Here is a 12,964-nt window from a genome sequence, read left to right on the forward strand (position 1 = left end):
CCCAAATCAGTCTATAACATTACGAATTTGCGTCATATGTTGACCTCTTGCCGTATAGTTTAGACCTGTAATTTGTACACCTTTATTATCACCAATATGAATCATTCTTTGATTCCCCATATAAATTGCAACGTGCCCTGGGTTTTCATAGAAAATAAGATCCCCTGGCTGTGCATGATTGATATCTGGTACTTGTTTACCTTGTCCGACTTGAGCACCTGTCCAATCTCCAAGTTGTACACCTATGCTTGTTCTAAAGACATACTGCGTAAATCCTGAGCAATCTGAAGAGCCACCTGGTGGATTACGGTCTCCTAATACATATCTGACTTTTCCTTGCCCTAGCCATTTTTTCGCTTTTTCCAGTACCTTTTGTCGTTTAGCATTTGTCATGGTAGGAGAACCACCAGATGATAACCCTGGATCATCATTTTTCTTAAAGAACTTCATTGGATCCGTCGGTTGATCGTTTATACGAATTTGGAAATCTAAATGGACAGCGTATCCAAGCATGTTCAGAACACCACCAACATAGTTAGAACCACCCATTTCCCCTATAATTTGTCCTTTTGTTACCATAGTTCCTGGTGTAACTGAAATCTTACTCAAATGTAAATAACGGGATACAATGCCATTTCCATGGTCAATATAGACACCTAGACTACCATAGTTTACATATCCTGTTTGAGCTGTAACTATTCCTGCTTCCATCGACCATACAGGGTCTCCTGGTTTTCCAGCGGTCATGGCTCCAATATCTACAGCATTATGCGGTTTGTTATTATGAATTTCATCAAATGTACCTGTAATACGCCCTGATTTCGTTGGCCATTTCCAACCTTTATCAGAAATCCATTCTCCATCTCCATTTGCTACACAACCTAAATCTTTGTAATATTTTAAAACTTTGGAAACATATGTAAAATCCCCATAACACGCATTTACCTTGGTTCGGAAGTTATTCGGATCGGAGCAACCATCTGGATTTAAATGATTCTTACTTCTTGAGAACTCAATAGCTGTTTCTTCTGAATAGCCACCCTTTGCTAAAGCATAACTAATAAAACCCTCACCAAAATTGTAAGACTGCAAGGCGAGAGCAATGTCACCATTGGCCTTTCCTAGTACATCTTTAAATTCCCGTACACCTGCTTCTATAGAAATATTGGGATCTTTAATACACCCTACACGAGCATTTCCCTTTACACCAATACAAGATGAGCTCATGTCTCCATATTGCCCCTCTGAAGCCTGCATCGGGTCATTTCCTGCTCCACCTGATTCCTGCATCATTTGGGCAGCCAAAATACCAACATATTGAGCAACACCATGTTTTTCTGCCATTTCTTTAATCTTTGGAAGATATCCTGTAACTTTTGCATTAAGATTGACAGGCTCCCCGCCAGGACTCACATTACCTACACACATACCACCAACAAAATTACTAGAAGGTGCTAGATGTCCATACATACCTTCTAACATCCCGGCCTCTAATATCTCACGCGCACGCTCTTTTTGACTTTTACTAAACTTTGCGAGTTCCATAGCTTTCTCTAGCCCATGAGAAGATGTTGTCACTTTTTTGCTTCCACTTGCATTAATCTCATCTATTTTTTTCTTAAAATCTGTATCTCCTAATATCTTTTTTACATCTGGTCCGGAGTAACTTTCAGATTTTGTTTTTTGCATCTCTTTTTTCTTTTTTTCACAAGGACCATTCGGTCCCGCCTCACATACCTCTTTTTCCGTATATTCTTCATATTGGATATCCAAGAAATATGATATAGCATCATGCGGATCTTTACCAGTTAAATCATTATCATATCGCGCCATGTCAAAGGCGACAACCTCTTTCCAATCCACATTCAGAGCCATTGAGACTTCCATATATTTTTTTACTTGTTCCTCTGTCTTACCTTCATCATCGGTAAAAGGTACAAAAGAGACTAAAATCACACACACAGCAATAATTACTCCCATAATTAAAGCGGCAGGTACTCCAACCGCTGCTATAACAGCACCCACAATTTTTAGTATACCTGCTTTTAGCATTTTGGCAGCAGCTTTCGCTGCCGCCTTTCCTGCTTTTCCTGCCAACTTTGCCATCTTCCCGCGCGCTTGCATCCCTTTTTTCTTAATAAAGTGGGAAGCTACATCTTTTAAAGGATTACTTTTTTTCTGCTCATTTGGATCGTTAGGATTTTGACTCATAGACTTATCACACCATATTTTCCATTTTGAGAATTTCTTCCTCTTCGCTGCGCTAAGCGAGGATTTGGCGCAAATGGAATCAGATTTTGTGGGTCATGTTCTGATAAATTCAAATGCGTCTCTGTACGGACTACTTCGTCCTGTGTTTGTGTTACTAAGATTTCTTCTCTTGGCTTAATACTACTGTCTTTCACTTCACAAGCTCTTTCAATCCTTTGGTTTGCTTGTAAACGCGTATCTCCTTTTCCGAATGGCGAAATACGTGACACTGTACCGTCTGTTGTTGTCGCAACCATGTAACTACGATCTCTTTCTACCACCATTTGTACATTCTTATAGCCACCTTGGTCTAAATCAGACATATAGAAGTGACCATTGTCTACCTTGTGATTGACTGTAAGTGGTGGTTCATTAAATACCGGTTTCTGTTGTAACGGTCTTTGACTTTGGTTTCCTACTAATTGATTTGGATTTACATTAATCGAGCGATTGATATTGATTTTGCCACCACTTGAATCTTGTATATAGGCTGGAGATGCTTTCGCACCATTACGATACTGCGTTAATTGTCCATCTGAAATATTTAAGTCCTGATATACGACTTGTCCAGAACGTATACTGCTATCCCCACTACCATAGCGAGATACAACTTGCGTCATACCACTAGCGTCTTTTGCTTCAATCCAGGATTTATTATTTGTCGTCACAAGACGTACTGCACCTTTTACAACCGATTGCGCGCCTGTATGATCTGTTGTTGTCGGTACCATCTGTTGAATTTCCTGAATCTCTTTTGCTTCTGTACGAACTGCACTGTTATACGGATTATGTTTACTTACCATACGTGCAGTTGCTTGATAAGCACCCGCACCACCAATCACACCTGCGGCGTAACTTAAGCCTTTTGTCACATTATAGTGGCGCTCTGCTGCATTCCCACCTAATGATGTATTAACTGCAGCAGTAGTCCCACTTATCACTCTTTGTACTGCATTCCCTCCGGATTGTTGAACAGCACTCGCTGCACTAAAGTATGCATTTGATACCGTATCAATGCGATCCGCAAGCATAAGGTGTTTCGCACCTTCCATTACACTCATGCCAAGTTTTGTACTTTGCTGTGTCATACGTCCCACTGCAGAAGTTGGGATAGACATTTTACCAGCACTTTGTGCAATATTTGCTACACTTGTTGATGCATCTGCATAAGAGCGTTCAATTTCCGCAACAGAAAGATCTCCTGCACGTGCGATACTCGCTTGCGTTTGTGTCGCAGCATATACAGCTTTATTGATTGCGCCACCTGTTGCAACGCCATGTGAACGAACACCTTGAATCGCACTAGTAATTCCAGAACCGACTTGTTGACTCACCGTTCCAAGACTTGCATGGCTTTGTAATCCTTTCGTTAATTGCGAAGCAAAGGCATCTTTATTAATATACGATTGATTATGTAGACTCTTACCACTCGTACCTTTCGCCAGTACGGGCATCGCTCCCGCTTGTACTGCCGCTTGTTGTGCCACTGCTTTAAATTCATTTCCTTTTTCATTCAAGTGCGACTGCCAAGCTTGCTCTTTTTGTGGTTGAGACATTGTTGGAGACAAGTTCTTCATAAAGCTTGCCTGTTGTTCTGCTGCATAGCCCTGTTTAAAGGATTCTGTAGAGGCTTGTACCAGGTTCCCAACATTACTTACTTGTTTCGCTTTCTGGCTTCCTGTTCCACTTGTCAAACCGTGCGTTTTCACACCGTTTACAGCCTTCTGAATGCCTGCTGCGCTAGATACACCCATCGCATTTAAGCCAGGATTTTTTTGTAACTGTTGTGATAAATGAGAAGCGAAAGCTTCTTTATTCGCATAGTTTGTACCGTCTTTTTGCTGTACAATACCAGCTGATTCTGCCGCTTTTTGCGCATGATTTTGAAATCCTTGTACTTTTTGATCCAAATGCTTATTCCATGCTGCTTCTTTTTCTTGTTGCGGCATATCTGCAGGGAATTGTTTCATGAATCCAGCCTTATGATCTGCACTATACGCTTTCTTAAATGCAGCAGTAGAAGCACCGACAAGAGCACCTACTTGTCCCATATTTTGATGGCCACTTTCTAACGTTTCTCCTTTTACATCCTCGACTGCTTTTCCGACTTTTCCTAATGCAAGTCGAGAAGCAAACGCATCTTTATTCACATAGGACTTATCAAACAGATTATTTCCTTGCTTATCCTTCGCATCAACCGGCATGGCTCCTGCTTTTGTTGCCGCCTGTTCTGCGTGGTTTCTAAATCCTTGTACTTTTGTGTTCAGATGGTCGTTCCAGTGTTTCTCTTTCTCTTCCGCTGACATATTTTCTGGTAACTGACTCATAAACGTATCTTTATGGTCTGCCTCATACCCCTTTTGGAATGCATTCGTTGCAGCGTTTACTAAATCTCTAGCATTTCCATATGGTGTAGCGGTTTTCTTCATATTTTGTAAATCTTGTTTCCGCTGATTTGAGAAACGAGACATTTGATCACTATTTGTTTTCGCTACTTTTTTAGCAATCTCTGCATCAGATGCACCAGGGAATGCTTGTTTTAAACGACTTGCGACTGCAGAATCCGGATTATCCGCTTTCCAATTTTCAAAGTCTTTTGTAGCTAAATCCTGTGCGATATCTTCATCGGTTAGTTCCGGATACGATTCGCCATTTAGATTTGAATACGTGTCCGCGCCCTTCTTTACACTGGAACCAATATGTTTTCCTAAAGCTACAGCTCCTTCGCCGACTGCAGCAACACTTCTACCAGCTACTGCACCAGGAGCACTACCTAATGCACTTCCAACTTGCGAGCCTGCTACCATCGCTCCCGGTCCAAGACCAGCTCCCGCTGCCATACCGGCAAGTCCTGTTGCTGCTTTACCAATTGAACTTCCAATTTGACCAGCTTTTAACATACGAGCTGCACGAGATGTTGTACCAACATCTGTCCCTAAATTCGCTCCTAATGCATCTTTCGGGTTATCTGCATCTTCTTTATTATCTTTCTCTCCATCTTTCTTTTCTTTCCCTTTATCTTTTGCACTACGGTAGTCGTCACGAACACCTTTAACCAGTCCAGCCACACTCGCTAAAGCACCCATTCCAAGCATCGTACCCGCTCTATGAATACCCGCGGATGCATTCGTGCTAAGGCCAATAAAACTTTTCACAATTTCACCAACTGGGATAAACATCGCAAGCAATATTAATTTTATGATAGGATTTTGCGCACCCCCAATAAGTGTAATAACTAACCATAGGGTAATTGCGTGAATCGCTTGAATTAATACGGCTCCCATAAACTCACGAATCCAATATAACGTCTGTTGTTTCTTTTGTGGGAACAACCACATTCCTACCATTACAGGGCCTAGTAACATTAATACGTATAGTGTCACAGCACGCATTAAATAATAAAAGTTTGCCCAAATCATTAATCCAGCTTCAATAAATAGGCCAAATATGATAAACATATAATCATTTTTATGGTCTTTCATTGAAAGTTCTGTAATCGTCTTATTGTCAGACAGTCCATTCTTCAATAGAGGTATTTGCTGATCTGGGTTAAAATTCCCTAACGCCTCTTTAAACTCTAATATTATCCAAGAATTTAGATCAAAAATAAAATTATAAAAGAAATCTAAATGCCAGAGGCAAATCGAGATAATCATTAAGTCTTTTGCATATTCAATTAATGCCGTGCGATTATTTGGATTCAGAGTCGTTGCTGAATATTTTGCTGCTGTAATCACTACACTGACGAGGACACAAAAAGCAACAAACTTAAACATGACAGGCATACCGGTATCTAATACATTCGTAACTGCATTCTTCGCATATAAAAAATCTAGATTAGATTTATCTCCACCAAAGACTATAACTGGAATAGTATCCATAAATCCATAAATAGGCGCTAGTAGGGCCTTTACCATATGGATAATAAGGCCACCGACCCAATCTATTATTTTCTCAAGCATAATTTCACCTTCCTTTATAAAGGTACGCTACTATCCTGCGTACCCTTGTACTTTCTTCATATTGTTTAGAAGCTCTTGAAGTACCGCTTCATTCGATTCAATAAACATCATTTCTTTATCTGATGGATCTGTTTGAATCCAAACCGAACTATCTCCGACACGGAAAATCCCTTCTCCTTTTCCTGGATTGTTGAGAATAATATCAAGCTCCCCAGCAGTTAAGTTAAAGTTCTCTTGAATTTTTTTCTTATCAATCTTATTTTGTTCTAAGAAGAAATAAGAGAAAGTAGATTGCAAGATACCACGAGCTTTTACATTTTCTAAAATACGAACGAAGTCCTGACTCGCCCAACACATACCAGCATTTCTTTTACGTGAACGACGTGCTACTTTCTCCAAGAAGTTAACCGTTTGTTCATAGTCGATAAACTGCCACATCTCATCCACATATAATACTTTTCGCTTGATAGCGTGTTCTGGACTCTTAATCCAATGCTCCCAAATATAGTTCAAGATAACGTGGAAAGCGATTGGTTTTAAGAATCCTTCTTCTAAATGACTAATATTAAAATTAACAACACGAGATTCATTTAACTGTGTTTCTACACCACGGCCAAAATGACTTTGTCCATCAAATAATGGTTTTGAACCATCGCGTAAGAATGGACGAATCGCAGCAATTAACTCTTCTGCTTTCACATCGTCTCCATGATGCTCTACTATGACATCGTAGATTTCTTTTAATTCTGGTTCTGGCTTTCTCACTTGAGACTGAATTAATTGTCCATCCACCTTCTTCACTTCATCTGTATATAAAGATGAAGGGTGTGAGGTAATATCATGTTTATCAAACACTTCACGAATTGCATCTTCTAGCATTGTACGTTGGAATACATTTAATCCTGGTTGATCAAAGTCTTGTCCGCGAATAATAATGTCAAAGAATCCGAGTATTTCATTGATTTTCTCTAAAATGGGTACAAATCTTACATACTTCACGCCATCACGTTCTACGAGTTCTTTCTTATCGTATTGTTCTAGCGCTTCTAGTTCTTCATCTTTATCCGTAATCTGAAGCTCTGTTACAGCAATTGCACAAGGGTTAATAATGATATTACTTTCAGGTGAAATGTTTAAATTAATACCACCTAAACGTTTTGTAATTTTTACGAATTCACCTTCTGGATCGATAATCATTGCATGCGTATCTGCAAGTGACGTTTCACGAGCTAACTTCATCTTTAAAAGTAAACTTTTTCCAGAACCCGAGATCCCTGTTACCCCAATGTTATAGTTTGGCGGGCGATAATCTGCATTCCCGAATGAATTTAAAAATTCTACTTGCCCAGTTATTTTGTTCTTTCCTATTGGTATCCCACCATTAAACCTTCCGGAACCTGACACAAAAGGTGCAAATGTACATAACGCACGTCTATCGATATTTCGATAGGTATCTTGCAGTGTATTTGGTGCCCCTAGTGGCATAGTAGCTTTCAAACCACTTTTCACACGGTTCCAAGTACTTGCAATCTTAAAGTGAGATGCTTGCATTTCATCTTCAATATACTCACATAAAACGTCCAATTCTTTCTTTGATTCTGCGTAAGCAACACCCATTGTACTCACCATATACGAGTCATTTTCATTGAACTGGATTTCATCCATTAAATTGTTTGTATCTTGAATTTTTGCATCTAAGTCTTTTTCTTGGTCAATGTTTCCTCGTGTACGTTGGAAAGAAAGATTGGAACGTAACATCGTCAGCTGCATATCTAATGATCGCATTGCCTTAGCTTTTGGTTCTTTATGAATATCGATCATGACATCCACTTCCCCAGCCGAAGTTAACATGTTGAGCCAATTGGTTTGCATCATACGCGGGTACCCATCACGTGGAATATAAAACGGACGGAAGAACGTATTACTTCCTAAAGATTGTTTAATTACTCCATAATCTTCTGCATCAATTTTCATTCCTTCTGGAGCAATAACATCAAACACTGTTGTTTGATTGTCTAATTGCGTCGGTACTTCCTCTTCTTCCGACTCTTCCTCCTCTAGCTCCAATTCATCCTTCTCTTCTGCTTCTATTTTTTTCTTTTCTTTTTTCTTTTCCTTTTTCTTTTTTCCGAATAACCTCATGTTTACGCCACCCCGTTATTTGATTTTTCTGCTTTTTCTCCCGCTAACACTTTCTTCATTAACTCTAGTTTTCTTTCATTTGTTTCCCCTGTTGAATAGAGGGAGAAATTCTCATTTTCAATTAAGTCCTGGAAACGAGCTTTTACAGCTTTACGACGGTTAAATGCTACATATAAAAGTTCTATTAATTTATCTTTCGTTAACATTTCTACATTAATTTTTGCTTTCGATAGTAGATTTCGAGAAGCATTATAACGGCGATATAATTCGTTAAACGCCTTATCCACAATCTTTTCTTCCAACTCTTCCTCTGTATCAGCAGTAATCGTACTAATATCAACCTTGTATGGGTAAATTAAATAACGTTTTTGTTCATATCGAGGTTGCGAACGTTGCCAGTACTCTAAGTTATCGATAACTTCTTGCCCATATAGAACTGTCTCTGGTGTAAGGTCCTTCGCACCTTTCATTGTTTCTGTCATTTTTCGTACAGGATCTGTTAAATCTACAAACTTACTTTGAATATATACTTTCGTATTAAACTCTAATGTGGTTAACCATGATTCAATTTTTATATCAATCGCTTCTTGTTCCATGTTGGAAAGTAAGTAATAGTTAACTGGATGTGCTTCCGCAATCAGGACAAATGTGTCATCATGATACCGAATCATATGATTATCGATTTCCTTAATGTCTTCTACAAAAGCACGAAAGAAGTCAACATTATCCTCATCAATTTCCGATTCAGCAGACATATTTTTTTTATTTTTCTTTTCAGCTTTTTCAGTAGTGTGTTTCTCTACTCCACCTTGCTTTTTCCCTTTTTTCTTAGAACCAAACAGCGGTTTTCCATTCATTTTCCGATAAAAGAAAAATCCTACAATGGCTATCGCCGCAAAATATATCATTTCTAACATTTACAGATTCTCCTTTGCCCATGTAGTTGGCTCGTACCCTTTTCTCCACTTACCTTTTTCAGAGCGGCTACGCATTTTAATAAGTAAATACTTATCTAGATACATGTGTTGTTTTTCTTTATATATAAACGCAAAGGCTATTACACTTACTACCGTTGGTAGTGCTAAAATTAAGCAAATAAAAAATGCTACTACCGCATCAATAGGTGCAAATAACCGCCATAAGAATGGTACATATAAATAAAGGGATGCTCCGCCACCCAATAGATAAATCAATTGGCGTTTGCTCAGCACACCTAATAGTGTTTTTTGCTCCGAAGTCATATCAACAGGAACAGTTACTTTTCTCATTCTTTTTCCTCCCTTATATAAGAGAAGCTCTCCCCAAATCGAGGAGAGCTTGTACAAACTCTTATGTTAGATTGTTGTAACCCAAGCAGCGATGTCGTACGCTTTGATCATGACAAAGCCTCCAATTGCCGCACAAGCTAAACCAATCATAGCTTGTGTACGGTTTTCAGGGTTCTTCCCTTGAGCACCAGAAAGTTTAATACTTGCGAATACAACACAAGCGACTACCCAAATACCACCAAAACCAATTAATGTTTTTACAAGGGTATTCATACTATTTTGGACGGTTTGGGCATTTGCACCACTACCTTTCCCAATACCACTGGTAAAACTACTTTTTGCCAGTAGAAAATCTCCTACCGATGTTGTCATAAGTTTTGCAGACAACCAATTCAACATAATTCCTGCACCTCCGGGTGTTTTTGCTCGCAAAACGCAAAAAGACCCCAATACACGCACACGTCCCCTAAGGACATGGCGCATATTGAGGTCTTCTCTTATATGCGAACTGATTAATTTTATATTTTATTGTAAAATCTAATTACCTTTATATTATATCAATACGATTTTTAAAAAACAAGTCCTTGTTTACACCTTTATTTCTTTGTATCCTCTTTGTTAGGATCGTACCATACTCTTTGAATTTTAAAAATATCACTGTCTTTAAGACCTAAAACATTCTTAAACAGACTATAATTAGAAGCGGATACTATGTCCAATATTAGGGCATAAATCCGCTTTTTTCTTACATGATATATTCCATAATTAGAGGTTGAAAGTATGGTCTATTATGTATACAATAATAAAGGAACTTACGTTCGCTTTTGTATTAGGGAACATAGCCCACAACGTGAGGCGTAGCAAGGTCGAGAGACCGATCGTACAAAGGAGTTGCTTCATTCTCTAATTCTCTAGCTGTTGGCGTGCGCTGTAGCCATTTATAATAAGCAGCACGAGATACACCGGCAATTTCACATAAAAGGATTACTGCCAAATTTTCATTCGCATGTAAATCTTGAATCGCTCTATATTTATTTTGTAGACGAACGCTTGTTAACGACGCCTCCTTTCGAGTTCTTCTAACTTTTTTAAAAAAGCATTTTCTGCACGTAATCGTTCATTTTCTCGTTCTAAACGTTTCATTTCCAGTTTAAACTTTTCTTCAGCTGTTAATTCATATTCTTCTTTCTTTCGACCGCGTTTATCTTGTAGTGCTTCTTCACCATTCGCTTCAAACTTCTTGACCCATTGATATACTTGTTGATAAGAAACTTCATAACTTTCGGCAGTGAGCTGATAGTTTTTCTGATGTTGTATACAGTAATTCACAATTTGAATTCGTTCTTCTAACGTTGTTTTTCTTCTACTTGTCATAGAGTTTGTCATTCCTTTACTGGTATCATTTAGTTCTCTATGACTATTATACTTTTTAATCCATTTTCTCAAAACCGCAGTACTGGATATATTGTATTTTTGGATAATCTTGTTTAACGAATCGTGTCCTGATAGATAATCATTGACGGCTGCTAACTTTAGCTCTTTTGAGTAACGCTTCCAAGAAAGTGCTTCTTCTAGGCCGTCTTCACCATTCACTTCATACCTTCTTTTCCAATCTCTAATCGTCCCAGGATCAACAGAAAACTTTGCCGTAATGTCAGCTATTGAATGATGACAATCTTTATAAAGAGCTAAAATCGCCAATTTTTCAGCTTTAGAATATTTCATTCTAGCCATAAAAAATACTCCCCTTAGATAACAGATTTTTATTTTTTATCTGTCTACCTAATAGGGAGCATATCAAGAATTGATCAAAACGGATTCTTCTCTTGTGAATTAGTATAGATCTTTTATAAAAAAATTTGATTATTTTATGCCTGTGATCTTCCACAATCGCGCCCTTTAATGGAATAACTAAAATATTTATCAAATCCTATACTCATTAGTCATACTCTAATGAAAGTTTCCTTGTTCTCTTCTTCAATACAAAAGGCGTTAAATGCACAGCGAACTTGATATTCGATACGTTCGTTCTAATATACATTTCCTCTCCCTTCACAACTGCAAAGGTGGGTGATGATTTCCCCTTTCAAAACCTTCAACAAGTTTTTGAAATGCTGGTATTGGAGAGTATTTTTATCCTTAAAATTGGTTATTCTTCATAAAATTTCTATTTAAATAGAAAGAATATCTGATAAAAATAAGTGCAAGTATACCGAATAATCCTCCAATCCAGCTTAAATTCACTATATTTGTATACTGAATAATGATTCCTCCTAATGCAGAACCTAGCATCATTCCAACATTCATTAAGGCGGTATTAAAACTGAGTACTGTTTCAGAGGATTGTGGTTTTAGTGAAATCAGATAAAACTGCTTTGCTGGTGTCGTTGTCCAAGTTGCTACTCCCCAACAAGCTAGTGTGACAAATACACCGACTGCCCTATACTGTGTAAATGTTAGTACAAATAAAGAGATGATATGAACACATAAACTTAATGAAATCGTTCGATTAGGTCCCCATCTGTCTACCGCATATCCTCCAAAGCGTGAGCCAATAAAAGCAAAAGTGCCTAAAACAAATAAAGCGATACTTGTCATTTCTATAGAAAAACCAGCAGTATGACTTAATAATGGAGCAATGTAGGCGAACACCATCGTATATCCTAAAATCCAAAAGATCGTTGTCATTAAACCAGTAAGGACTCGTTTATCTTTCATAATTTGTAGCTGTTGTGTAAATGGCAGCGGTTGGTTTCCTTTTATTGATGGTAATAATTTGTAAAGTCCTATTATTAAAAAAACTGTACCAAGCGCAATAATTAAGAAAATATAGTGCCAATCAAAATGTCCAGCTAAAAATGTTCCGATAGGTACTCCAAGTACTAATGAAACAGTGAAACCTGTAATGACTGTTGCCATAGCACTACCTCTTTTTTCTGGAACTGCAATTTGCGCAGCATAATTGGTGGCAACAACAATGTATAACCCTCCACTCATCGCCATAATGACTCTAGATAACATAAGAAAGACAAAATTATAGCTAAAAAATGCAACTAGATTCCCTAGAATAAATATAGAGATAGCATATAAAAGTACTTTTTTACGATCCAATTTAGACGTTAGCATGACCAAGATCAAAGCTCCAATAGCATAAGATAAAGAATAAATCGTAATCAACTGACCAGCCATTGAAATTGAAATATCTAATTCAAAAGAAATCAGTTCTAAAATTCCAGAAACAACAAACTCTGCTGTTCCTGTTACAAAAGCCCCTAAAGCTAAAAGTATGATGATTAGTTGATTCATATTATTTTTCAATTTGTACATCTCCTTATATTTGAA

At 38.0% G+C, this 12,964-nt stretch carries 10 protein-coding genes; all 10 read right to left on the reverse strand.

Going from position 1 to position 12,964, the window contains the following annotated elements:
• Window positions 1-6 precede the first annotated feature (6 nt).
• Complete coding sequence (locus tag CGQ22_RS18865) at window positions 7-2,211, reverse strand: lysozyme family protein (RefSeq protein ID WP_089149137.1); 2,205 nt, start codon at window positions 2,209-2,211, stop codon at window positions 7-9.
• The gene (locus tag CGQ22_RS18870) at window positions 2,208-6,212 is read right to left on the reverse strand and encodes a TrbL/VirB6 family protein (RefSeq protein WP_089149138.1); all 4,005 of its coding nucleotides are present in this window, start codon (window positions 6,210-6,212) and stop codon (window positions 2,208-2,210) included. Before CGQ22_RS18870 ends, CGQ22_RS18865 begins: the two co-directional genes overlap by 4 nt.
• A 30-nt stretch (window positions 6,213-6,242) precedes the next feature.
• Window positions 6,243-8,354 carry a VirB4 family type IV secretion system protein gene (locus CGQ22_RS18875; protein WP_089149139.1) on the reverse strand — a complete coding sequence of 704 codons (2,112 nt, stop codon included), beginning with the start codon at window positions 8,352-8,354 and terminating at the stop codon, window positions 6,243-6,245.
• A gap of 2 nt (window positions 8,355-8,356) precedes the next feature.
• Window positions 8,357-9,271, reverse strand: coding sequence for a hypothetical protein (locus CGQ22_RS18880; protein WP_089149140.1), 915 nt, complete (start codon window positions 9,269-9,271; stop codon window positions 8,357-8,359).
• Entirely contained in the window at window positions 9,272-9,622 is a 351-nt protein-coding gene (locus CGQ22_RS18885) for a PrgI family protein (RefSeq protein WP_089149141.1), read from the reverse strand.
• Between the two features lie 66 nt (window positions 9,623-9,688).
• Complete coding sequence (locus tag CGQ22_RS18890; protein ID WP_089149142.1) at window positions 9,689-10,105, reverse strand: hypothetical protein; 417 nt, start codon at window positions 10,103-10,105, stop codon at window positions 9,689-9,691.
• A 113-nt stretch (window positions 10,106-10,218) separates the two neighbouring features.
• Window positions 10,219-10,404 carry a hypothetical protein gene (locus tag CGQ22_RS32940; protein ID WP_431521031.1) on the reverse strand — a complete coding sequence of 62 codons (186 nt, stop codon included), beginning with the start codon at window positions 10,402-10,404 and terminating at the stop codon, window positions 10,219-10,221.
• Between the two features lie 47 nt (window positions 10,405-10,451).
• On the reverse strand, window positions 10,452-10,616 hold the full coding sequence (locus tag CGQ22_RS32060) for a hypothetical protein (RefSeq protein WP_175423380.1): 165 nt from the start codon (window positions 10,614-10,616) through the stop codon (window positions 10,452-10,454).
• A 59-nt stretch (window positions 10,617-10,675) separates the two neighbouring features.
• Window positions 10,676-11,356, reverse strand: coding sequence for a helix-turn-helix domain-containing protein (locus CGQ22_RS18895; RefSeq protein WP_089149143.1), 681 nt, complete (start codon window positions 11,354-11,356; stop codon window positions 10,676-10,678).
• Window positions 11,357-11,761: 405 nt separating this feature from the next.
• Entirely contained in the window at window positions 11,762-12,949 is a 1,188-nt protein-coding gene (locus tag CGQ22_RS18900; protein ID WP_089149144.1) for an MFS transporter, read from the reverse strand.
• Between the last annotated feature and the right edge of the window lie 15 nt (window positions 12,950-12,964).

Origin of the sequence: Bacillus sp. M13(2017), assembly GCF_002218325.1 — a bacterium.
GTDB lineage: Bacteria > Bacillota > Bacilli > Bacillales > Bacillaceae_G > Bacillus_A > Bacillus_A thuringiensis_K.